This window comes from Enterocloster citroniae, from assembly GCF_040545455.1.
Lineage (GTDB): Bacteria > Bacillota > Clostridia > Lachnospirales > Lachnospiraceae > Enterocloster > Enterocloster citroniae.
Genome location: NZ_JBEPLZ010000008.1, coordinates 82379 through 105501 on the forward strand (window position 1 = coordinate 82379; position 23123 = coordinate 105501).

Below are 23123 nucleotides of genomic sequence, written 5' to 3' on the forward strand. Positions count from 1 at the left end.
TTTCCTATTGATCCTTCCTTTGATTTTCTGTTTTCCCTTTTCTCTCTTGGATCCCCAACTCCATAACACTTTATTTCCTCACCCTGATGTTTTTACTGCGCCCCCTCTATATAATCCTGGCTTTTCTCAAAGGGGGTGTTCAGGGATATCACATCCCGGAACATCACGTTCTGGGAGCCGTTAACCATGATCTGTACCTTGGTCACTGTGGTCATCTCGGACAATGAATCCACAATGGAATAAATGGGCACATACTCGCTTACCGGCAATGAGGTGTTCAGAAATGCGGAATCAAAATTAATATAACACACATTGTCAGTGACGGACAAGCTTAAGATCTTGCAGTCAGAGGGCAGGGTGGGATGACGGCCTTCCTGGCCCGGTCCTGCTATAAGCTGTTCCACCACCAGCTGTTCCAGGGATGTGTTGATATTGTGCACCACTTCCCTCTTTTCCTCCAGCAGCTTATTCCCTGTTTCATCTGCAAAATACAGGGTCAGCTCCGTCTTCTCATATGCGTTCACATTGCTGGTATTCATAATGAAATCAGTGGATGCCAGCATACCCACAGGGTTTCCCTGGCGGTCCATAAGGGGCTGGTCACCACAGTAAATATTGATATAATCCACCCCCGGGATCTGGGTCAGCGTCCTGGTCAGGGCTGCCCGGCACAGGATCTCCCGTTCCGGCTTCATACCCGTATAGTTCACATCAAAATACAGGTACAGAACCTGTTCCTCCTGACGGCTGCCCTGATAGGCCACCTTGTCTATGAGCGCGGCCTGGCAGTCCAGCTCCTTGGGAACATGGAGGAATTGTTCCATCAGTTCATCCACCAGCGCCTCCTTATCCGTTGCCTCTGCCTCATACTCCCTGGGAACCAGCTTGGTTGTGGCTGTATTCAGATAATAGATCAGGTATTTGCCTTCCTCCGGGGTCGGTCTTGGCATCTCCTTTTGACTGCATCCCGCCAGAAGGCCGGACAATATCACAGACAAAAACAGTATTTTCTTTATTCCGGCTCCACTCATGACTTCACCTCCTGCCGCAGCACATAGGTAAGGGGAATCCTCATACTGAACGTAGTCCCCTCTCCCGGCGTGCTCTCCACGTCAATGATGCCATGATGCATCTGTATCACGTTTTTCGCAATGGCAAGGCCCAGGCCTGTGCCTCCTACTTCCCTGGAACGCGCTTTATCCACCCGGAAAAAGCGCTCGAAAATATGCTCCAGGGCATCCTCAGGAATGCCGATCCCAGTATCCGTCACCTTTACATAGAAATACTTGTGATCCGCGTCCAGGGTAACCCGTACATTGCCGGAATCCCTGTTATATTTAATCGCATTTTCCACCAGGTTGGTGATGGCCAGGGATATCTTCACACGATCCACATCTGCTGTCACTTCCCGGATACTTTCCAGGACCAGCTCCACATTTCCCCGCTTTGCAATGGGACGGAGGCGCTTGAGGATCAATTCCAGTTCCCCATTGATATTCACCTGTTCAATGTTCATCTGGCTTTCCGCTGATTTATCCATCTTAACCAGGGTGAGCAGATCCTCAATGATCTGATTCTCCCGGTCAATCTCATCTGAGATATCTGTCATAAACTCCCGGTACAGTTCCACCGGCACCTCCTCCATTCCCATCAAGGAATCCGCCAGTACGCGGATGGAGGTAATGGGTGTTTTCAGTTCATGTGATACATTGGACACAAATTCCTGCCGTGACTGGTCCACTGCTTTCAGCTTGCTCAGCGATTTCTGGACAGCCTGGGACAGCTGTGTCGTCTCCCTGTAGGTGTTCTCCGTAATATCCGCATCCAAGTCCCCCTGGGCCACCCGGTCAAAGGACAGCTGAAGCTTCTTAAAGGGCCGCATCAGAATATGTACGGCCACCACTGCCAGAACTCCCATGGCAAGACAGATAAACACAAGGAATAAGTTGGATTTACCCATCACCTTATCGGTGAGGGAAAGGATATTCTCTGTTGATGCAGTAACCACGATAACCCCGTAAATGTTCTTCTCATTGGCCGGATCATACACGGGAATCGTCTGTGCCAGGTACTGCATGTCCTTATTATAGTGGCTGCTGTTCTCACCTTTAAAACATTTGATGACTTCTTCCGAAATATAGAACTTTCCTGTTGAAAGGTTGAAGGTGTCTGTGATCACACGGAAATTGGAGTTTACGATCACGATCCTTCCATTATACACATCGGAAATCGCCTGCATCTGGCTGTCCAGTGCAGTATTGTTCTTTTTCTCCGCCGTCATATAGCCTGAGCGGGTCATCTTGTTGCTCAGGATCACACACTGGTTCTGGATCTCAATGGTTCTTGCATCCAGCTGTCCCTGATTAAATGACCCCAGCATCACCACTGCCTGAAGAAACAGTGGGATCAGCGCCGCAGCGATCATAATGATCGCCAGGGGCACTTTCATGCTCATGCCATAGGTACGGACCTTATCCATAAATTTCACTTTGGGCACTTAATCCAGCTCCTTTAACATTCCGGTACACGCAACAGCCAGAGCCCCCGGCCCTATATGGCAGCCAATGCTCAGTGAAAGAGGGGCCACAAATACAGGGGCTGACGGATACAATTCCCTGACCGTTTCCTTCAGTTCTTCCGCCGCCTCTTCATTGCATGTATGAGCGATCTGCAGGTAAGTATGGAATGCGTTCTTATCCCCCAGCCGTTCCTCCAGATCATGGGCAAGGGCCGTCAGCATAGTAGTCCTGGCCTGCTTCATGGTCCTGGCCTTGGAAAATGCATCCAGCTTTTCGCCCTCAATGGTGAGCACGGGCTTGATCTTTAACAGGGTTCCAAGAGCCGCGGCGGCAGGGGTAATCCTACCACCCTTTCTCAGATACTTCAGCGTATCTACCGTAATATAAATAATACTGTTAAATTTGGTTTCTTCCAATATATTCTTAATTTCCCCGGCCCTGTAACCTTTTGCCGCCAGATCCCTGGCATCCAGAGCCGACTGCCTCTGGGTCACGGAAATGCGCTGGTTATTCACCACCTGCACCCTGCCGTCATACTCATCAGCCAGCATCATGGCTGTCTGGCAGGAACCGCTTAACCCGCTGGACATGGGAATATATACAATCTCATCATATTCTTTTAACAGGTTGTCCCACAACTCCAGAACATCCTTGGGAGACGGCTGGGACGTGGTAATGTCCGCCCCCTCCTCCATCCGTTTATAAAACTCCTGATGGGTCAGGTCAATGCCCTCATAATACACTTCCCCATTAATCATAAAAGGCATGGGAAGCACATGGATTCCCAGCTCCCTTGCTTCATTCTGCGTAACTCCGCTGTTGCTGTCCGCAACAATAGCAATACTCATACTATAAAATCTCCTTTATGCAATTCCCTGATTTAATCGGTTCGCTGTGTTGTACAGCTGATAATACATTCCTTTTTTTTGAAGAAGGGCCTCATGGTTTCCTTCCTCCACGATCCTGCTGCCGGACAGCACAAGGATCCTGTCCGCCCCCTGTATGGTGGTAAGGCGGTGGGCGATGGTGAATGTGGTACGCCCTTTTGCCAGCTTTTCCAGGGATTGGGATACAAGGAATTCACTCTCATTGTCAAGAGCAGAGGTGGCCTCGTCCAGGATCAGGATAGCAGGATTCTTTAGGAACACTCTGGCAATGCTGATCCGCTGCTTCTGTCCGCCGGACAGCTTTACGCCCCTCTCTCCCACATACGTATCATATCCATCCTGGAGCTCGCTGATAAACTCATGGGCTCCCGCCATCCTGGCTGCCTCAATCACTTTCTCTCTGGACGCCCCGGGACATCCGTAGCTGATATTCTCATAGACAGAACCTGAAAACAGATACACATCCTGCTGAACCACACCAATGTTGGACCGCAGGCTGCGCAGGGTCACCCCCCTGATATCCTGGCCGTCAATGGTAATACTTCCTGAAGCAGCATCATAAAACCTGGGCAGCAGGTTGCACAGAGTGGTCTTACCCCCTCCTGAAGGTCCCACCAGGGCAATCCTCTCCCCCGGCTCTACTGTTAAATCAATATCCTGCAATACAGGCGCATGATCGCCCGGGTAGGAAAAACTCACATGGTTAAAGACAATTTTCCCCTTCACGTGTTCCAGCATCTTCGCATTCCTGCAGTCCCTTATATCAGGCACAACATCCATGATCTCCTGAAAACGTTCAATTCCCGTCATACCGCGCTGAAACTGCTCGGCAAACTCAATGATCCTTCGGATCGTGGTGAGAAGCGTGGTTACGTACAGCGTATAGGCCACAAGATCTCCGGCCTCTATCTTCCCCTGTATCATAAAAATGCCTCCGGCCACAATAACCACCACATACATCAGACCGTCAAAGGATCTGGTGGTGATCTGAAATGCAGCCATATAACGGTACGTATATTTTTTAATATCCATAAAAGCCTGATTGCCTTTTCCAAACTTGGCAATCTCCACCGGCTCATTGGCAAAAGCCCTTACAACCCTGTTTCCAAGAAGAGCGTCCTCAATCTGGGCATTGAGTTCTCCGATCTGGTTGCGCTGTCTGCGGAAGGCTTCCTTTACTTTCATGTTAAACCAGATGCAAGACACCACCATAACGGGGATCAGCACAAAGATCAGCAGGGTCAGTTCCAGATCGATTCCTGAAAGGATGATAAACGAAACCACTGTCTTAAGGGCGGCAATAAAAAACTCCTCGGGACAGTGATGGGCAAACTCTGTCACATCAAAAAGATCACTTGTAATACGGGACATGATCTGTCCCACCTTGGTGCTGCTGTAATAACTGTCAGACAAGCGCTGAAGATGCTCAAATGCGTCCTGGCGCATGTCTGTCTCAATGTATACCCCCATCACATGGCCGGTGTAAGCCATATAGTAGGCTGCAAAGGAATCGATGATCCGAAGCACCAGATACAGACCGCCGATCCTCACCACAACGCCCACCGTGATCGCGGCAAGGTCCTGCATTCCCTGATTTGTAATATAGCGCAGCATAAGCGGAAACACCAGCTCCCCTAATGTGGTCAGGGCAGCGCAGAATAGATCGAACAATAAAATCCCTTTATATTTGCCGTAGTAAGGCAAAAAACGATTTAGAAGCCTTCTTGTCCTCATACCCCTCTTTTCACTCACATCAACCGACTCCTGTTTTGTTCCGCCCGTGCCATTTAACATTGCCTGTGATATAAAGCACTATCTTTCATTCTATCCTATTTCCCAGAAAAATGGAAGGGCTATTTTGCCTTCAGATGTTCATAAATCAACCGTATATTGTCAATCAGCTCCGGATGGATGAAATCCTTCTGATAAACCATGTCGATCTGGCGCACCATGGTGGAATTCTCAATGGGGATGATCGCCAGCCGTCCGCTGGCAAGTTCCTCGCGGCACGCGCTTTTTGCGATGATCGTTATCCCCAGATCCATGCTTACCAGCTCCTTGATCATGGACACATTATCCAGTTCCATCATAACATTAAATTCAGAGAGGCTCATATCCCTGGCACCCAGGTGCTTTTCAAACAGCTGCCTTGTGCCTGCACTCTGGCTCCTTAATATCAGCTTCTCATGGCGGATTTCCCGCAGGGATACGGTCTTGGCCCTGGCCAGCCGGTGGATGGGGGATACAGCCAGACACAGGTAATCCGTGTCCAACGTGGTGGTGACCAGGGCGTCATCCGGCACTGCGCCTTCCACCACTGCAAAATCAAGCTCATACGCCTTTAAGCGGGTATAAATTTTTTGAATGGTATTAACACCAATATTTATATGTATGCCGGGATTCTCATTGCAAAGGGTGGCCAGTACCTGGGGAATGATGGTCTCGCCTGCGGTTGGCGTGATGCCCACATTCAGGTGGCTGGTCTCAGTCTTGCTGTCCTCAATAGCCTGCCACGCATTGCTGTACACAGCGGCTGCCCTGCGGGCGTACTGGACCAGGATCTTACCCTGGGGTGTCAGTTTTAGTTTGTTTTTGTCTCTATAAAATATTTTAATGTCGAACTCATTTTCCAGCATACGTATCTGGTGGCTTACGGCCGGCTGTGTCAGATTCAGCTTCTGAGCAGCCTTGGTATAACTTCCAGTCTCGATCACCGCCAGCAATGTTTTTACTTTTACATCAAACACAGTCCCGTCCCCCTCATAAATATAAATATTTTTTATGTACCAATTAATTAATATCATTTGATTTTATCACCAAATACTACTATAATCAAGCAAAACAAAAAGGAACAGGGTAAAAATATACGCCCTGTCCGCAGAAAGGAGTGTTCCATATGGCACTGTATTTATCAAATCTGGGGGCAGCAGGAATCATATTAAGCATCGCAATCATGCTGGCATCCGGCTTTCTGCTGACTCGTATCACAAAGAGGCTTCACCTTCCTAATGTTACCGGTTATATTATTGCGGGAGTCATCATCGGGCCCTGGTGCCTGAATCTGGTTCCCTCACAATATATAGAACAGATGGACTTTGTCACGGATTTAGCTCTTGCGTTTATCGCGTTTGGGGTGGGAAGATATTTTAAGCTCTCCGCTCTGAAGGCAAATGGAAAAAACATGGTTATCCTCACGCTGTTTGAGTCGCTGATGGCCGGCGTGTTCATTACGGTTTCCATGCTGCTTTTAGGATTGTCCCTGTCCTTCAGCCTTCTTCTGGGCGCCATTGGCTGCGCCACAGCACCGGCCTCCACCATTATGACCATCCGTCAGTACAAGGCCAAAGGCCCATTTATTGACACCATTCTTCAGGTGGTAGCACTGGATGACGCGGTAGCGCTGGTGGCCTTCAGTGTCTGCGCTGCATTTGTTCAGGCAAGTTCAGGTACCGGAGCCGTGTCCATTTCCCAGGTAGTCATTCCCGTGCTGCTCAACATAGCCGCACTTGTCATGGGCGCTGTTTCCGGGATCGTACTCAGCCGGATGATCAACAAACGCCGCAGCAAGGATCACAGTCTGGTCCTGGCCTGCGTTACCATCATGGGCGTGGCAGGTGTCTGCTCATCCATGAATGTTTCGCCCCTTTTGGCCTGTATGGCATCCGGCACAGCCTACATCAATGCCAGCGGCAACAAGCATCTGTTTAAGCAGCTGAACCAGTTTACACCGCCCCTTTTGGTAATGTTCTTTGTACTGTCCGGAATGCGGCTTTCCATCCCCAGTCTGGCTGCCGCAGGCACCATTGGCGTCATCTACTTCCTGGTGCGCATTGCAGGCAAGTACGCTGGTTCCACCGTAGGGGCAGCCGTTATCCATGCATCACCGGAGATCCGCCGCTACTTTGGCCTGGCCCTGATTCCCCAGGCAGGTGTATCCATTGGCCTGGCGGTTCTCGGCCAGAGAATGCTTCCCGCTGAAAGCGGGCTCATGCTGTCCACCATCATCCTGTCCAGCGGACTGCTCTATGAGATGGTCGGACCTGCTTGCTCCAAGATAGCCATAAAACTGTCCGGAAGTATACCGGATAAGGAAAAATGTACAAAAAAAGAGAAGAAGGGGGATGGAGGTGAAATGGAGGAGACTGTTTCTGCGCAGGCAAGGCATGTGGTGGTTTGAGGGATTGGAATAAAGCCGCGGGACTGGCCTGCATGGGTGAAGGACGGATCATAATAATGAAACAGCCGGAAATAATGCTGCTGGCCAAAATTAATTGGTGGATGCGGCTTTATTTCCGGCTGGCTTTGTGTTTCATGTCAGATAGGAGTAAATTTCGTGATTATTTTACCAGGAGTGACGTTCCGGTCATCTCCCCCGGCTGCTCCATGCCCATAAGTTGGATCAGGGTAGGGATGATGTCACACAGTGCTCCGCCTTCGCGCAGTTTGTAGGAAGGATCTGCATTGACCAGGATAAAGGGCACCGGGTTGGTGGTGTGGGCTGTAAATGGCTCGCCTGTCTCATAATCCACCAGCTGCTCTGCATTTCCATGGTCAGCGCAGATGAACATAACGCCATCCACTTCCTTAATGGCTTCCACCGCACGGCCCACGCATACATCCACGGTTTCAATTGCCTTGATGGCAGCTTCCTCCACACCGGTATGTCCAACCATATCCGGGTTTGCAAAGTTGATAATGATCACATCATATTTGCCGGACTTGATGGCTTCCACCAGCTTGTCGCATACGCCCAGGGCACTCATCTCCGGCTTCAGGTCGTAGGTGGCAACCTCCTTGGGAGACGGCACCAGGATGCGGTCCTCTCCGGGATTCGGCTCCTCTACGCCGCCGTTAAAGAAGAATGTAACATGGGCGTATTTCTCAGTCTCGGCAATCCTTACCTGGGTCTTGCCGTGAGCGGCCAGGAACTCACCGAATGTGTTGGTGATTCCTTCCTTCTTAAATGCAACCAGCTTATTCTCAATGGTCTCATCATAATCAGTAAAGCAGACAAACACAAGATCCAGTTTTTTGTCTCTTGCAAAGCCATCAAAATCATTATCACAGAACGCACGGGTGATCTCTCTTGCACGGTCCGGACGGAAGTTGTAGAAAATCACGGAATCCCCATCCCCGATCACGGCTGTTGGCTTTCCGTCTTTTTCCACTACAAAGGGAACCACGAACTCATCCGCTTTGCCTGCGTCATAGGATGCCTGGATGCCTTCAGTCGCGCTGGAAGCAGTATTTCCCCGCCCCTTTGTCAGTGCATTGTAAGCAAGTTCCACACGGTCCCATCTCTTGTCACGGTCCATGGCGTAGTAGCGCCCCATAACGGATGCAACCTCTCCCACGCCGATCTCCTTCATCTTGGCTTCCAGCGCAGCCACATATCCCTTGCCTGACTCCGGAGGCGTATCACGTCCGTCCAGAAAGCAATGGACATATACCTTTTCCAGGCCGTTTCTCTTAGCCAGATCCAAAAGGCCGTAGATGTGCGTGTTGTGGCTGTGCACTCCGCCATCGGACACAAGGCCGAACATATGAAGTGCGGAATTATTTTTTTTGCAGTTTTCCACAGCCGCAAGGAATTCCGGGACCTGGAAAAAGTCGCCATCCTGAATGGATTTTGTGATCCTTGTCAATTCCTGATAAACAATGCGGCCGGCGCCCATATTGAGATGTCCAACCTCAGAGTTTCCCATCTGTCCTTCAGGAAGTCCCACTGCCATTCCGCTTGCCTCACCCTTTACAAAAGGGCACTGGCTCATAAGCTGGTCCATGACCGGTGTCTTTCCCTCACACACCGCATTATGGTCACAGTTGTTGTTAAGGCCGTAGCCGTCAAGTATCATTAATACTGTTGGTCTCTTGCTCATAGTTCATATCTCCTTCTACTTTCATTCTCCTGGAAAGAGCAGCTCTCCTGGAAAGAATTAAACCCTGCAGCCCGTCTGACCCGGCCGCAGGGCAATCATATCATTTATTACTTATTGTAGTTGACGATCTTTCCAAAATCAGGCTTCAGGGATGCGCCGCCAACCAGTCCGCCGTCAATGTCAGCCTGGGTAAAAAGCTCAGGAGCGGAGGAAGCTGATACGGAGCCGCCGTACTGGATACGGATGGCCTCTGCTGTTGCCTCATCATAAATCTCGCCAATACATGCACGGATTGCCGCACATACTTCCTCGGCCTGCTCCGTGGTTGCAACTTTACCAGTGCCAATGGCCCAGATCGGCTCATAGGCGATCACAGCCGTCTTGGCCTGGTCAGCGGTCACATTGAGAAATGCGATCTTGATCTGCTGACGGATCCAGTCAATGGTAATCCCCTGTTCCCTCTGGGTCAGTGACTCACCACAGCAGACAATGGGGGTGATCCCATGCTCAAATGCCTTAAGCACCTTTTTGTTCACGGTCTCATCTGTCTCGGCAAAATACTCACGCCTCTCAGAATGGCCGATGATCACATATTTAACTCCGGCATCTGTGAGCATGTTAGGAGCGATCTCGCCTGTGTAAGCGCCTTTTTCCTCATAATACATGTTCTCAGCGCCGATACAGATGTTGCTTCCCTTGGCAGCTTCCATGGCCGGTATGATGTCAATGGCCGGAACGCAGAATACTACGTCCACATCGTCATTTGCTACCAGTGGTTTTAACTCGTTAACCAGAGCAACTGCCTCAGATGGCGTCATGTTCATCTTCCAGTTGCCTGCGATAATTTTCTTTCTTGCCATGTCAAATCCCCTCTCTTTGATCGGACGTGATCAGTCCTTGTTGTCAGCTGCAGCCACACCCGGCAGTTCCTTGCCCTCTAAGAATTCCAGGGAAGCGCCTCCTCCTGTGGAGATGTGTGTCATCTTGTCAGCAAAACCAAGTCTCTTGACAGCATTCACGGAATCACCGCCGCCAATCACTGTGGTAGCATCCGCCAGATCTGCCACTGCGCGGCATACTTCCAGTGTTCCCTCAGCAAAGTTGGAGAACTCGAATACGCCCATGGGTCCGTTCCAGACAACCGTCTTTGCGCCCTTTAACGCATCCTTATAAAGAGCAATTGTCTTTGGCCCGATATCAAAGCCAGACCAGCCGGCATCGATCACATCCACTACCTTATGCTCTGTCTCATTGGAAAATTCCTTACCCTCTACATGGTCAACGGGAAGCAGCAGCTTAACGCCCTTCTCCTCCGCCTTTTTAACCATCTCCAGAGCGTAATCCAGCTTATCTTCCTCACATAAGGAATTGCCGATCTCCTGCCCCTGTGCCTTGGCAAAGGTGTAAGCCATGCCGCCGCCAATGATCAGGGTGTCAACCTTATCCAGCAGGTTATTGATCACATTGATCTTATCGGAAACCTTAGCTCCTCCCAGTATAGCAACAAAGGGGCGGACCGGATTCTCAACAGCCTGGCCTAAGAATTTGATCTCCTTTTCCATCAGATAACCAACCACGTTCTCCTTGGTATATCTTGTAACGCCCACGTTGGAGCAGTGAGCCCTGTGTGCGGTACCAAACGCGTCATTTACAAAGATACCATCGCACAGATCAGCCAGTTCCTTAGCATATGCCTCGGTAGCGGCATCGCCGTCTTTAAATTTTGTCTCTTCGATCCTGTAACGTGTGTTCTGCAACAGAAGTACTTCACCGTCCTTTAACTCAGCGGCAACTTTCTGTGTCTCCGGTCCTGTAACCTTGGCATCATCCACGAACTTCACTTCTACGCCCAGTCTCTCGCTCAGCGCGGGAGCAACCGGTGCAAGGCTCATCTCCGGCACAGGTTCACCCTTGGGCTTGCCCAGATGGGAGCAGAGGATCACCTTAGCGCCCTGGTCAAGCAGCTTCTTAATGGTTGGGATGGCACCGTCAATACGGTTATAGTTCTGAATCACCCCTTCTTTTAACGGTACGTTGAAATCACAGCGTACCAGTACTTTCTTGCCCTTTAAATCTTTTAAATCATCCACAGTTTTCTTATTTAACATGGTTATGTTCCCCTTTCAGTGTCATGAGATTTTTTACTCGCCATATCCAATGGGATAAAAAGGATCCGGTCCAAACGACCGGACCCTTCATGAGTCTACTTAATGCTTAATTCAGATTAGCCTAACTCAGCAAAGTACTTAATGGTTCTTACCATCTGGCTTGTGTAAGAATTCTCATTGTCATACCATGAAACAACCTGAACCTCATACAGATCATCAGCGATCTGAGCTACCATGGTCTGAGTTGCATCAAACAGGGAGCCGAATCTCATACCGATCACGTCAGAGGAAACAATTGCATCCTCATTGTATCCGAAGGACTCACAAGCAGCAGCCTTCATTGCGGCATTGATGTCTTCCTTGGTAACGCCAGCCTTCTTAACAACAGCTGTAAGGATAGTGGTGGAACCGGTCGGTACCGGAACACGCTGTGCGGAACCGATCAGCTTGCCGTTCAGTTCCGGGATAACCAGACCGATTGCCTTAGCTGCGCCGGTAGAGTTAGGAACGATGTTGGCTGCGCCAGCTCTTGCTCTTCTTAAGTCGCCCTTTCTGTGCGGTCCGTCCAGGATCATCTGATCGCCTGTGTAAGCGTGGATGGTGGACATGATACCGCTTTGGATCGGAGCGTAATCATTCAGAGCCTTAGCCATAGGAGCTAAGCAGTTTGTTGTACAGGAAGCTGCAGAGATGATCTTGTCATCAGCTGTCAGAACATTCTCGTTAACACTGTATACGATAGTAGGAAGGTCATTGCCTGCCGGAGCAGAAATAACAACTTTCTTAGCGCCGGCCTCGATGTGTGCCTGAGCCTTGTCCTTAGAGCAGTAGAAACCTGTACACTCCAGAACTACGTCAACACCGATTTCGCCCCATGGAAGATCAGCAGCCTTTGGTTCCTTGTAGATGGTAATCTTCTTGCCATCAACAGTAATGGAATCCTCTCCAGCCTCTACAGTGTGCAGACCCTGGCCATAGACTCCGGCATATCCGCCCTGTGCTGTATCGTACTTTAAGAGATGAGCTAACATCTTAGGATCGGTTAAGTCATTGATTGCTACTACATCGTAACCTTCTGCTCCGAACATCTGACGGAAAGCCAGACGTCCAATACGTCCAAAACCATTAATTGCTACTTTTACTGCCATGATTCAATTCCTCCTAGTTTGTTAAAAATTATATTATTGTTAAATAATAATCAACCTTATTACATTGTAATCAATTTCTCAGCAAATGGCAAGTCCTTTTTTCATTTTTTCGCAGGACTGGCTTTTTCTGGAAATTCCTTTCATCCCCTGCCCCTGTACGGGCCTAAAGTCCCCTGAATTTCCCACTATCCATTATGCCACGCCTTGGAGCACTCTTATTCATTTGTTGATAAAATAAAATCTTTTCTTTCGGGAACTTTCTGCTATAATGAACCTAGAGCGTGCCTGGGTGGAACTAAATGTCCACACGCTCCGGCAAATTTTATTTCATATAATAATGCCTATTTAGTAATAACTACAAGGAGAACCTTCCATGATTTACGACTGTCATCTGCATACTGAATTTTCCGGTGATTCCGATACCCCCGTGCGCCGGCAGATTGAACGAGCCATCCGGCTTGGCATGATGGAAATGTGCATCACTGACCATCATGACTATGATACCAGCTTCTGCGACACCAACTTTAACCTGGATATACCGTCCTATCTCACTGTCCTTCAAAGCCTTAGGAATGAATATAAGGAAAGGATACGTATCAATATAGGGGTGGAACTGGGCCTTCAGAACCACCTGAAACGATATCTTCACAATCTTGAAAAGGAATACGGCTCCTGCTTTGACTTCATTATCGGGTCCAGCCATTTTGTGATGGGAATGGATCCCTATGATTCCGATTACTGGGAAACCTACGGTGAGGAGGATGGTCTGGAGCAGTTTTTTAAAGTATCTTTAAGCCGTGTGCGCAACCTTTATGACACCTTTGATTCCTTTGGTCATCTGGATTATATTGTGCGTTACGCCCCTCATCAGAATTCCTGCTATACCTACCAGCGCTATGAACAATGGATCGAACCCCTTCTCATAGAACTGATCCGGCACGGCAAGGGACTGGAGTGCAATACGGGCGGCTTTAAATACGGTCTGGGACAGCCCAATCCCTGCAGCAGGATTTTAAAGCGCTACAGGGAACTTGGCGGTGAGATCATCACCATTGGGTCGGATGCCCACTCTCCGGAATTCCTGGGCAATGCCTTTGAGGAATGCCGCCGTATCCTGTTAGAATGCGGCTTCCGCCATTATGCGGTATACCATGAAAGGGTGCCGGAATTTCACCTGCTGTAACCGCCTGTCATTTGCTGCCTTTCATGGCAGCATCCACGTCCTTTTTTAACTGCTCCCATGCATCTTCATGATCTACAAAGTACTTGGGACAAACTTTTCCGTTGATATCGTAATGGCGGACCACGTCTTTGGATGTCAGTTTCAGTTCCTTGCACAGAGCTGCGGTCAGGTTTACCACCGACTCATAGGTTGCATCGTTGAATTTCCCGGTCTCATCAGGATGGCAGACCTCTATGGCTATGGTGTCGTCATTGCGGGGGGCATTTGCGTAAGCAATTTCAGTAATGGGGATGCACTGGATCACCTCCCCCTCCAGACCCACCACAAAGTGGCTGCTGGTGGAGGTTCCGCCCTTTTGTGGATCCTGATCCGCCAGGCTGTCAAAATAATTCCTGTTGTTTTCTGCCGTGGACCCCGGATTTGCCACATAATGGATCACGATATTATTAACCCTCTGCCTGCTGACATCCGGTCTTGAAAATATATTCTTCCTTATAAAATCCTGTTTTACCCATTCAGGCACTTCCGCCGCTTTCAGGTCCACCGTATAGGGCCGTTCCCACCCCCAGAGATAATAACCTCCGCCAAATCCTGCGCCTATGCCCAGCACAAATGCAAGTAAAAGGGCGAGCACCGGTACTCCCCGCCTTTTGCCGCTCCCCCGCGAATCATTCTTCCCTTCGCGCTGGGACCTGTTTCTGGTTTCGCCGTGTGAGCCGCTTCGGGTTTCGCCTTGTGAATTGCTTTGGGTTTCATCCCGTGAGCCGCTTCGGGCCAGGCGGCTGCCTGCTCCACGGGAACTGCGGCTGCCTGCATCCGCGCGGATCTGTGCTATGTGCCCCTTCTCCGCGTGGTGGCCTTCCCCTGTGCGGTGGTCTTCCCCTGTGTGGTGGCCTTCCCCTGTGCGGTGGCCTTCCCCTGTGCGAAGACTTTCCCCTGTGCGGTGGCCTCCCCCCGCGCTGTGATCCTCTCCCGCTGCGGACGCGTTCCCTGAACCAGCCCGCTTTCTTAAGGCCGCTTCCTCCCTGGAACGTGAACGTCCGGCTCCTTTTGCCCTGGAACGGCCCGGAACTAACGCCCCCTCAGCGCCGTTATCCTGCCTGGTTCCTCCCATATGTGAAGCACCCACAGGCCTGTTCTGCCTGGTTCCCCGACTTTTCCCGGGCTCCAGGGGAACGTGGCGGATGTCATCCCCTATCTCCATGTCCTTTGTATAATCTTCCCTCATCTGACGTATACCTTTCATATTGTTTCCGATTTATCTTTTTATAAAACCATACCCTCAGCGGACAAGGGGACACATGTTTTCACACAACAGATCAGTAATCCCGCGATATTACCGCCGGACGTGCGCCCACTGGCGTTAACGCGGCCAGCCTCAAAAAAACAGCGGTTTGAGCGTATGCGATTGTCCACTAAGGGTATTATCAATATAACATTTTTTGATTTAAAACACAATGGATGTTGCATTTCACAATTCTTACGATAAAATGTAGGAATGAGTGCAACTTTATGGAATCCTCAAACGTCTAACACACAGAAGGATACGAAAGGAGGATACAATACATGGGCTTTCAAAAAAATACGGCGGACACCGAACGGATTCTCACGGACAATTATGAGAAATATTACCGCCTGGCATATAGCTATATGCGCAATGAAGACGATGCTTTGGATGTAGTCCAGGAAAGCGCCTATCGGGCGATCAGGGACTGCGGCAAGGTTAAGAATAAAGACTACCTGTCCACATGGATTTACAGGATCGTAGTCAACACTGCCCTGGATCTGTTACGGAAGAAAAAGAAGGAGACACTGACCGAGGAACTGCCGGAGATCCCGGTGGAGGATCAGTATCAGGAAACGGAACTGCGGACCATACTGAACCAGCTGGACCACAAAAGCAAATCAATTATTATCCTCAGGTATTTTGAGGACCTGAAGCTGGAGGACATTGCAGATATCCTGGGTGATAACCTGAACACGGTAAAAGCCAGGCTGTACAGGTCCCTGAAAAAGCTAAGACTAAACCTGGAGGCCGAACATTATAAAGATGTTGCAGATAAATTTTAGAAAGGAGTAATGCTCATGAAACAGGATGAAAAAAAACAGATGGACATGTTAAAGCAGGAATATGACCACATTCCTGTGCCAAAAGAAGCTAAGACGCGCATGCAGACGGGCATTGCCCAGGCAAAAAGAGAACAGAAAGGCGTGATCATTATGAAATTTGCAAAACATACAGGCGGGGTCGCAGCAGCAGCCATGCTGACCATTACCCTGCTGGCTAACTTAAATCCTACCACAGCCAATGCAATGGAGCAGATACCCGTGATCGGATCCATTGCCAAAGTAGTTACCTTCCGTACCTTTGAAGATAAAAAGGGCAATTTTGAAGCAGATATCCAGGTTCCCCAGGTAACTTTGGAGAACAGTGGAGAAACCCAGGTCCCTGCCAATAAATCCATTGAGGAATATGCCAATGAATTCATTGCCGACTACGAAAAAGAACTGGCCGCAAACAATGGTGAAGGCCATTATGGAGTGGATTCCCGATACAAGGTGGTGACTGACACTGACAAATACCTGTCCATCCGGATCGACACCACCCTTACCATGGCCAGCGGCACTCAGTTTGTTAAGATCTTTACCATTGACAAGACAACAGGAAATGTCATAACCCTGGCAGAACTTCTGAAAAACAAACCGGCAGCCCTGGAAGCTGTCAGCGATCAGATCAAGCAGCAGATGGAAGCTCAGATGGCCGCGGACGAGAATATTATCTATTTCTATCATTCCGAGATGCCTGAGGAGGACTTTAAGGGACTGACCGGGGATGAAAGTTACTATTTTAATCAGAACGGTGAACTTGTAATTGCTTTTAATGAATATGATGTGGCACCTGGTTATATGGGAGCAGTGGAATTTACCATCCCCGCTTCTGTTACCGGAACCTTTTAGGATTCAATTTCCTTCCTATCCCGTGGATGTGCAGCAGACTCCCTGTACATCCACTTTTTTATACTTGAAAAAACGCATATTTTCCCGCCTTATCCTCCATACTAACCATGAGGTGATGAACATGATAGATAATGATGAACTGCCCATTGGGTTTACTATGGAGCTGGCCATGCATTCCGATGCCTTAAACCGCTTTGCAGGGCTTTCCAAACCGGAACAGGAACAAATCGTCAATGGCGCCAGAACCATTGAGAGCAGACAGGAAATGCGCAACTATGTAGAAAACATGTTTACGAAAGGATGATGGCCATGAATGCCGGACAGACACCCATGGAGCCCTTGGAGCTTCCGGGAAGAAACAGCAGCACTTACGGCGATGGCGACATTCCGGAGATCGACCTGCCCGGAACCGCTGACGCCACCCCTTCCATCCCGGAGGAATGCCCGGGAAGAGGCATGGAGTCCTGATCCTGACCGGTCAGGACCCAGCATGGAAACGGAATTAAAACAGTCCGGGGGGCCTGCCCCCTCGGACGTTCCCGTACAGAGAGCAGCTTTGTCCAAATATGTTCAGATCCCGGAATACCTACATATTAGACCGTATCACGTCTGAGGCTGCCAGATCACCTGGCAGCTTTCCCTATTCGGCAGTTTTACGGGACTGTTGGAGCGGATATAACGGGCGATCAGCTCCGGCACCTGCACAGTGCCTTTCCACAATACAGGGCAGCGGCCCAACAGCTCATATCCCCCTATGCCCGTGGCGCGGTAATTGCTGGTACACAGCCGCAATTTTCCCTTTCCCAGAGGAGTGCCGTCTGTCCTGGTCAGCTTGGTTACTCTTTGTCCCACAGGACGTCCTATGTCAAAGACATAGGAGATTCCTGCATAAAAATCGTAATTAAAATGTCCCAGCTTTGGTTCCAGGAACACTTCCGATATTGCCGGTTTTCCATCCTTTAGCGTAAAGTAAGCTGCGCACCGCTCCAGGGAGGCCCTGAGCACTGTCTCATCTGCCTCCAGGACCACTAGCGTGTTGTCAAAGGGATATGCCCTATATATCCCTTTCATGGTCACAGGGCTGTACAGGCCCACAGGAGTATTTCCCAAACTGGTACAGGATAATTCCGCACCGGTTACTGCAAGCTGTACCTGATTAAACAAGGCAGCCATACGGCTGCCCCCCAGGGCCGCCTTCAATTTTTCCTCAGGCAATATATCATTCGCCATCCATCCCACAGGCTGGTTCAGCCATTGCTCCACCATGCATTCAAAGGGCAGCAGCGTGTCATAGGGTTCCCTCTCGTGCTCTTTTTCCACAGGCAGGATCCGGGATCCTATGTCCACCTTTTTGTCTTCCTCCTCAACCTCCAGAAAAACATACCGCTCTGCTCCCCCAGGACATTGGACCGCATAAGTTTTATTTATATCTGTTCCTTCTATTGCCGCATGCTGGTGACCGGTCAGTACCAGGTCATAACCCAATTCTTCGCAAAGCTTCCAGCCAATATTTTCTCCTGTGTAGGATAAGATCCTGCCGTCCTGCAGATCACGCTCAAATCCTCCATGGTAAATACAGATACAGATATCACACTGCGGCCGGAGGCGCTCATATGCATGGGATGCTGCGGTAAAGGCATCTGTAATCCGCAGTCCTGCCAATGTTTCAGGCTGTTCCCACACATTTACATAATCTGTTACAATTCCCGAAATCCCAATCCTAAGCCCGTTTTCCAGGGTATGCACGACCTCCGGCAGGATTCCCAATTCTCCCCTCAGATCCTGCACATTGGCACACAGGCACTGTGCATCCAGCGCCTGGAGGTAATCCCTCAGGGCCTTGTACCCAAAATTAAAATCATGGTTTCCAAGAGTGATATAGTCGTATCCTGCCGCGTTAAACGCCGCAGCCATGGGATGGCATGGCGCTTTATCCGGATGTTCCAGATAATACTGGGAAAAAGGCGTGCCCTGAAGCGTATCTCCGCCGTCCAGGATCAGGGTGTTTTCATCCTTTTTCATCTGTGCGGCCAAGTTCAGGATACCGCATGTTTCAGGTACACCTGCCAGATAATCCACTGGAAATATATGTCCATGGGTATCAGAAGTATAATATATCTTTAATGTCCGTTTCATCCCCGCACCCCTAATAGTTTTCTGCCATTACGCTGTTCTGAACAGCCTGACCGTGCCTGTGTCATTGAGATGGCGCAGCAGCGAGAGACCGATGGGAAAACCGAAAAGTCCAAGCACCCCAAAAAGCTGCGCCCCCACAAACATGCTGACCAGCGTCACCACGGGGTGAAGGCCGATCTGGCTGCCTACGATCTTGGGCTCTATGATATTGCGGATGACCGTGATGGCCAGATAAACGATCAGAAGTCCCAGAGCCAGTTTGTGATCTCCCGTAATGGCTGTGATGATCGTCCACGGTATCATAATGCCCCCTGTTCCCAGCACAGGAAGGATATCAAAAACAGCGATCAAAAATGCGATCAGAAGGGAGTGCTCCACGCCGATCAGTGTAAGTCCCAGGGCAAGTTCCACAAAGGTTATGGACATGATAAGGGCATAGGAACGGATGCATACAAACAGCGTGCCTACCACATAAGCCTGGATCTTCAGAAAGATCCCCCTTGACTTTTCCCCCATCTGAAGCAGGCAGAAGCTTGTGAGCCGGTCATAATCCATTGCTGTGAAAAAGGTGGCTATGACCATAAGCAGCAGATTGATAAAAAGGCCGGGAAGGGAGGAGGCAAAACCGGATATCCACCCCATGGCGCTTATGGAAAGCCCGGAAACCATCTGGCCTGCCGACTGTACAAAATGTCCCTCCAGTTCCTCCAGAGCACCCACAAGGGATGGGTCCATGCGCAGAATGGACTGCTCAATGCTGCTGAATATCCCTGCAAGTACCGGTTCCGCCCGGTTAGTATAGATTGCCGGCAGATTTACTATGAGCGCTTTTCCCTGGGAAAACATCTTAATACAGAGCAGGGCTATCAAAAGCCCCGCTGTGCTGTAAAACAGGAGTACCAGCAGAATGGCCGTGACCTTTTGGTTCAGATGAAGCCTTCCTGACAAAAAGCAAATGGGTCCCTTTAACAGGTATGCGATCACAAATGCCGTGACAAAAGGGGTTACCATGGGCAGGCCGTATTTTAAAATAGCAAAAGCGGCCGCCAACAGGATGGCAAAATACATGCAATTGATTATAAATACCTTTCTTTCTTCTGTTTTCATCACATCGGTTCCTTTCTGTTTCCTTCCTCAGCCGGAAAGCATAAAATAAAATGGCACGGCCAACGCCAAAAAGGGCGCAGGACATGCCTCATTGTTCTGATTTCTGTGTAAAATTATAGTTCAGGGCAGCATTACGATCAGCGTCCTCCATAAAAACGGTTTTCTCCTTTTGTGTGATCTGTTTATGGCTTATTATATGGGTTTAAATGTAATAACACAAGAGGGTGGAAGTAAGTTTAACATATTTTTAACCTTATGCCCATGAATGACTATTTCAAGGTCCACTCTCATATATTGAAATAAATTGGAAACTTAGGAATGCGCTGGATGAAAATATTAGATGAGAATTATTATGACTTAATAATAAATAATGCAATAGCTCCGATTTATGCAAACGATGATAACATTACTTATATTAATGAACGGCATGCCTTGATCCATCTTCCTGCCGCTGATAATATCTGTTCTCTCGGCACAATGCCATATCACATATTCCCTAGCTTATTTGAAGCTACTTCTCCTATCAGCCTGGGAGCCTCCGGAATTATCTCCATACAGGAGAATCCCCATCTGGATTTACAGGGCCTGGGGGTACTGGTCGGTATTATTGACACCGGAATTGATTACACCCATCCTGCATTCCGCAATCCTGACAGTACTTCCCGAATCATCTCTATTTGGGACCAGACCAATCAAAATGGTACGCCGCCGGAACGATTTACCTTCGGCACGGAATATCAGACCGAGGAGATCAATCATGCTTTATCCTCAGATATCCCTCATTCTATAGTACCTGTATCTGATCCCACCGGACACGGTACATCCCTTGCCAGTATCATTGCCGGCAGCCCAAACGATACGGTTAACTTTTCCGGTGTCGCACCAAAATCTGAGTTGGTCATTGTAAAGTTAAAGGAAGCAAAGAAAAATATCAAAGATATATTTTGTGTCCCCAATGATGTTACTTGCTATATGGAATCGGACATCATGCTTGGAGTCAGATATTTATACACTGTTTCACAAGCCCTGAGGCGCCCTATTGTTATATGCCTTGCATTGGGCAGCAATCAAGGAGGGCATGACGGAAACGGTGCTCTCAGCAGCTATTTGGATTATCTTTCCCAGCTCCCATGGATAGGAATATCCATATCGGCCGGAAATGAAGGCGTAGCGGGAAGACATTATTTTCATACCACAATGACAGCGCCATTCCAAAATGATTTTGAGCTGTTGGTTGGAGATGGCGATCATGAATTTTCATTTGAGATATGGTCCTCCTATTCAAGATTATCCGTGGAGATTTTTGCACCCAATCGTGAAACCACACAGCAGGTCTTCCCTTCCCTGTTTGACTGCAGAAGATTTCAGTTTATTTTTCATGATTGCATTTTATGGGTCAATAATATGATGTTTGAGCAGGATACAGGGGACCAATTAATCCTTGTCCGTTTTCATAACGCGCTTCCCGGTACATGGACGATCCGAATACGCAATTTAGAAAATGAGGCATTTACTTTCCATGCCTGGCTGCCAACCGAATCGATTCTGTCGGATAACACATATTTTATACGGCCGGATCCCGATACAACCATCACTTCTCCAGGCAACAGCTACCATCCGCTGACAGTGACCGCCTACAATCAGCTTGATAACCGGATAATCCAAGAGTCAGGAAGAGGATTTACCCGAAACGGACACATAAAACCGGATCTGGCAGCACCAGGTTATCAGATTCCCTGCGCCTTGCCCCAAAACCGTTACGGTAATGCCTCCGGCAGCGGAGCTGCTGCCGCTTTTGCCGGCGGAGCCATCGCGATCATTTTAGAATGGTGTGTTTCCCGTGGGAACTATACCTCGATTACAGGAAATGATATCAGCAGGCTATTAACACGGGGAGCGAGACATGATCCGGAAATTTTATTTCCTAATAACATTTGGGGATATGGAGAACTGGATGTTAACAGAGTCTTTGAACAATTCGCCTCACTATAGCATGTATATTCTGTTCTTATAATGGCTTTATACGTCTAACCCACGGGGACAGGCCCCTCCATATTCCTGCTTCTTCATTCCCCATATACAGACCATCCGGCTGCCGGTACATTTAACAAACCCATTCATCACAAAAAAGCCGCCAGCAATATCGCTGACAGCCTATGAAACGGAGGAGGAGGGATTTGAACCCTCGCGCCGGTGCTACCGACCTACTGGTGTTCGAAGCCAGACCCTTCAGCCGCTTGGGTACTCCTCCAAGAAAATACCAACTACTGCATTATACACTAAATTTCGTGTTTTGTGTAGTAGTTGGCATTAATTTTTTTACTTTCAATTCTGTTGTCTTATATCCATGCTGTCAAATCTTAGCCTGATACCGCTGCCAAGCCTTAATTAGCAGCTGCAGCTGCCGTCATATCCGTATACTCGGCAACATTGGGAACAGGAACATCCACAGGCTGGCCCGGATCTGCGATTCCCACATCTCCGTCCAGATTTACGGTAACGGTCTGGCCTTCCATGGTCATATCCATATCCATCTTAAGACGCATCTTGATCATGTCACCGTTTGGATTTACAACATATTCACCTCTCATGTTGCGAAGGTTCATGCCGGTTCCATCCATCATGCCGGTGAGGCCCGTAGAACTTAAAACAGTCTGAAGGTACTCATTCATCTTAGTATCATCAATGGTAAAACCGATCACCTTATTCTCACCCTCATCCCACAGGTTCAGGTCCCGCATAATGTCTGTGGAAACATCAAAGGCATTGGCGGATGCCATGGACTGCTCCATCATGTCGGCCATTGCCATGGGGTACTTGACTTTCTGACCCAGCATATCCATGTAGCAGTATCCGTCCAGATAATACATGGAAAATGTAATCTGCTCATTGTCCGGTCCCGTCATACGGCTGTAAGCCATATAACGCATCTGGCCGGGGTCTGTGAGATGGTTCATCTTTATGTTCATCTCAAGCCGCATGTCCATGGGGGACAGGCCTTCATTCTGCAGCATGGTGCCGCCCACTTTTATCTTAAAATCATAGTAGGCATTCATGTCCGTAATGGATCTGCTCTTCTCCTGTACCTGGTTATACAGCGCCAAAGCTTCCTCTGTCTGTCCGGCATATGCGGTCATGGGGCACAGCAGGGCGGCTCCAAGGGCGATGGCCAGCAGGCGTTTCATAAGTTTCATAAAA

General features: G+C 49.1%; 19 protein-coding genes, 1 tRNA gene and 1 pseudogene. 7 read left to right on the forward strand and 14 right to left on the reverse strand.

Going from position 1 to position 23123, the window contains the following annotated elements:
* Positions 1 to 92: 92 nt before the first annotated feature.
* The 5 genes from ABID13_RS12845 to ABID13_RS12865 all read right to left on the reverse strand — a co-directional run bounded on the left by ABID13_RS12845 (position 93) and on the right by ABID13_RS12865 (position 6153).
* The gene (locus ABID13_RS12845) at positions 93 to 1031 is read right to left on the reverse strand and encodes a GerMN domain-containing protein (RefSeq protein ID WP_007870319.1); all 939 of its coding nucleotides are present in this window, start codon (positions 1029 to 1031) and stop codon (positions 93 to 95) included.
* Complete coding sequence (locus tag ABID13_RS12850) at positions 1028 to 2479, reverse strand: sensor histidine kinase (RefSeq protein ID WP_048930814.1); 1452 nt, start codon at positions 2477 to 2479, stop codon at positions 1028 to 1030. The genes ABID13_RS12845 and ABID13_RS12850 overlap by 4 nt, the downstream gene beginning before the upstream one ends.
* Positions 2480 to 2497: 18 nt before the next feature.
* A complete protein-coding gene (locus ABID13_RS12855) occupies positions 2498 to 3367 on the reverse strand; it encodes a DegV family protein (protein WP_007870326.1) in 870 nt (289 codons plus the stop codon).
* A gap of 15 nt (positions 3368 to 3382) precedes the next feature.
* Complete coding sequence (locus tag ABID13_RS12860; RefSeq protein ID WP_048930815.1) at positions 3383 to 5158, reverse strand: ABC transporter ATP-binding protein; 1776 nt, start codon at positions 5156 to 5158, stop codon at positions 3383 to 3385.
* 101 nt (positions 5159 to 5259) lie between these two features.
* Positions 5260 to 6153, reverse strand: a complete 894-nt coding sequence (locus ABID13_RS12865) for a LysR family transcriptional regulator (RefSeq protein WP_048930816.1) — start codon at positions 6151 to 6153, stop codon at positions 5260 to 5262.
* Positions 6154 to 6302: 149 nt separating this feature from the next.
* Here ABID13_RS12865 and ABID13_RS12870 point away from each other — a divergent pair, with 149 nt between their 5' ends.
* Positions 6303 to 7583: a cation:proton antiporter gene (locus tag ABID13_RS12870; protein ID WP_007867736.1), complete on the forward strand. Its 1281-nt coding sequence runs from the start codon at positions 6303 to 6305 to the stop codon at positions 7581 to 7583.
* A 160-nt stretch (positions 7584 to 7743) separates the two neighbouring features.
* Here the strand turns inward: ABID13_RS12870 and gpmI are convergent, their stop codons facing one another.
* From gpmI to gap, 4 genes are all read right to left on the reverse strand, one after another.
* A complete protein-coding gene (gpmI, locus tag ABID13_RS12875) occupies positions 7744 to 9285 on the reverse strand; it encodes a 2,3-bisphosphoglycerate-independent phosphoglycerate mutase (RefSeq protein WP_045093116.1) in 1542 nt (513 codons plus the stop codon).
* 107 nt (positions 9286 to 9392) lie between these two features.
* A complete protein-coding gene (gene tpiA / locus ABID13_RS12880; RefSeq protein ID WP_007867741.1) occupies positions 9393 to 10145 on the reverse strand; it encodes a triose-phosphate isomerase in 753 nt (250 codons plus the stop codon).
* 30 nt (positions 10146 to 10175) lie between these two features.
* A complete protein-coding gene (locus ABID13_RS12885; RefSeq protein ID WP_007867743.1) occupies positions 10176 to 11393 on the reverse strand; it encodes a phosphoglycerate kinase in 1218 nt (405 codons plus the stop codon).
* Positions 11394 to 11509: 116 nt separating this feature from the next.
* The gene (gene gap, locus ABID13_RS12890; RefSeq protein ID WP_007867757.1) at positions 11510 to 12541 is read right to left on the reverse strand and encodes a type I glyceraldehyde-3-phosphate dehydrogenase; all 1032 of its coding nucleotides are present in this window, start codon (positions 12539 to 12541) and stop codon (positions 11510 to 11512) included.
* Positions 12542 to 12914: 373 nt separating this feature from the next.
* On the opposite strand from gap, the gene ABID13_RS12895 reads away from it, so the two are divergent.
* Positions 12915 to 13724 (forward strand): histidinol-phosphatase HisJ family protein, encoded by an 810-nt coding sequence (locus ABID13_RS12895; RefSeq protein WP_048930755.1) that lies wholly within the window; start codon positions 12915 to 12917, stop codon positions 13722 to 13724.
* 7 nt (positions 13725 to 13731) lie between these two features.
* Here the strand turns inward: ABID13_RS12895 and ABID13_RS28650 are convergent, their stop codons facing one another.
* Positions 13732 to 14970, reverse strand: coding sequence for a peptidoglycan recognition family protein (locus ABID13_RS28650; RefSeq protein WP_242849289.1), 1239 nt, complete (start codon positions 14968 to 14970; stop codon positions 13732 to 13734).
* 320 nt (positions 14971 to 15290) lie between these two features.
* Here ABID13_RS28650 and ABID13_RS12905 point away from each other — a divergent pair.
* The 4 genes and pseudogenes from ABID13_RS12905 to ABID13_RS12920 all read left to right on the forward strand — a co-directional run bounded on the left by ABID13_RS12905 (position 15291) and on the right by ABID13_RS12920 (position 17150).
* Positions 15291 to 15823 (forward strand): annotated as a pseudogene (locus ABID13_RS12905) (sigma-70 family RNA polymerase sigma factor).
* Positions 15810 to 16682, forward strand: coding sequence for an anti-sigma-V factor RsiV (rsiV, locus tag ABID13_RS12910; RefSeq protein ID WP_045093118.1), 873 nt, complete (start codon positions 15810 to 15812; stop codon positions 16680 to 16682). Before ABID13_RS12905 ends, rsiV begins: the two are co-directional and overlap by 14 nt.
* Positions 16683 to 16803: 121 nt before the next feature.
* Positions 16804 to 16986 (forward strand): hypothetical protein, encoded by a 183-nt coding sequence (locus tag ABID13_RS12915; protein WP_007867773.1) that lies wholly within the window; start codon positions 16804 to 16806, stop codon positions 16984 to 16986.
* Between the two features lie 5 nt (positions 16987 to 16991).
* On the forward strand, positions 16992 to 17150 hold the full coding sequence (locus ABID13_RS12920; protein ID WP_007867776.1) for a hypothetical protein: 159 nt from the start codon (positions 16992 to 16994) through the stop codon (positions 17148 to 17150).
* 135 nt (positions 17151 to 17285) lie between these two features.
* Here the strand turns inward: ABID13_RS12920 and ABID13_RS12925 are convergent, their stop codons facing one another.
* Positions 17286 to 18818: a bifunctional metallophosphatase/5'-nucleotidase gene (locus ABID13_RS12925; protein WP_048930757.1), complete on the reverse strand. Its 1533-nt coding sequence runs from the start codon at positions 18816 to 18818 to the stop codon at positions 17286 to 17288.
* A 27-nt stretch (positions 18819 to 18845) separates the two neighbouring features.
* Positions 18846 to 19925, reverse strand: coding sequence for a sporulation integral membrane protein YtvI (ytvI, locus tag ABID13_RS12930; RefSeq protein ID WP_048930758.1), 1080 nt, complete (start codon positions 19923 to 19925; stop codon positions 18846 to 18848).
* A 327-nt stretch (positions 19926 to 20252) separates the two neighbouring features.
* Between ytvI and ABID13_RS12935 the strand changes: the two genes are divergently transcribed.
* Positions 20253 to 21917, forward strand: a complete 1665-nt coding sequence (locus ABID13_RS12935; RefSeq protein WP_048930759.1) for a S8 family peptidase — start codon at positions 20253 to 20255, stop codon at positions 21915 to 21917.
* Between the two features lie 170 nt (positions 21918 to 22087).
* Here the strand turns inward: ABID13_RS12935 and ABID13_RS12940 are convergent.
* Together ABID13_RS12940 and ABID13_RS12945 are read right to left on the reverse strand one after the other, a co-directional pair.
* Positions 22088 to 22176 (reverse strand) — tRNA-Ser (locus ABID13_RS12940).
* Positions 22177 to 22309: 133 nt separating this feature from the next.
* Complete coding sequence (locus ABID13_RS12945; protein WP_007867786.1) at positions 22310 to 23119, reverse strand: DUF6612 family protein; 810 nt, start codon at positions 23117 to 23119, stop codon at positions 22310 to 22312.
* Between the last annotated feature and the right edge of the window lie 4 nt (positions 23120 to 23123).

Coding starts and splice junctions, on each gene's coding strand:
- ABID13_RS12935 (WP_048930759.1), top strand. CDS start 20,253: ATGAAAATATTAGATGAGAATTATTATGACTTAATAATAAATAATGCA.
- tpiA (WP_007867741.1), bottom strand. CDS start 10,145: ATGGCAAGAAAGAAAATTATCGCAGGCAACTGGAAGATGAACATGACG.
- gap (WP_007867757.1), bottom strand. CDS start 12,541: ATGGCAGTAAAAGTAGCAATTAATGGTTTTGGACGTATTGGACGTCTG.
- rsiV (WP_045093118.1), top strand. CDS start 15,810: ATGAAACAGGATGAAAAAAAACAGATGGACATGTTAAAGCAGGAATAT.
- ABID13_RS12855 (WP_007870326.1), bottom strand. CDS start 3,367: ATGAGTATTGCTATTGTTGCGGACAGCAACAGCGGAGTTACGCAGAAT.
- ABID13_RS28650 (WP_242849289.1), bottom strand. CDS start 14,970: ATGAAAGGTATACGTCAGATGAGGGAAGATTATACAAAGGACATGGAG.
- gpmI (WP_045093116.1), bottom strand. CDS start 9,285: ATGAGCAAGAGACCAACAGTATTAATGATACTTGACGGCTACGGCCTT.
- ABID13_RS12845 (WP_007870319.1), bottom strand. CDS start 1,031: ATGAGTGGAGCCGGAATAAAGAAAATACTGTTTTTGTCTGTGATATTG.
- ytvI (WP_048930758.1), bottom strand. CDS start 19,925: ATGAAAACAGAAGAAAGAAAGGTATTTATAATCAATTGCATGTATTTT.
- ABID13_RS12870 (WP_007867736.1), top strand. CDS start 6,303: ATGGCACTGTATTTATCAAATCTGGGGGCAGCAGGAATCATATTAAGC.
- ABID13_RS12925 (WP_048930757.1), bottom strand. CDS start 18,818: ATGAAACGGACATTAAAGATATATTATACTTCTGATACCCATGGACAT.
- ABID13_RS12920 (WP_007867776.1), top strand. CDS start 16,992: ATGAATGCCGGACAGACACCCATGGAGCCCTTGGAGCTTCCGGGAAGA.
- ABID13_RS12915 (WP_007867773.1), top strand. CDS start 16,804: ATGATAGATAATGATGAACTGCCCATTGGGTTTACTATGGAGCTGGCC.
- ABID13_RS12850 (WP_048930814.1), bottom strand. CDS start 2,479: ATGGATAAGGTCCGTACCTATGGCATGAGCATGAAAGTGCCCCTGGCG.
- ABID13_RS12885 (WP_007867743.1), bottom strand. CDS start 11,393: ATGTTAAATAAGAAAACTGTGGATGATTTAAAAGATTTAAAGGGCAAG.
- ABID13_RS12945 (WP_007867786.1), bottom strand. CDS start 23,119: ATGAAACTTATGAAACGCCTGCTGGCCATCGCCCTTGGAGCCGCCCTG.
- ABID13_RS12895 (WP_048930755.1), top strand. CDS start 12,915: ATGATTTACGACTGTCATCTGCATACTGAATTTTCCGGTGATTCCGAT.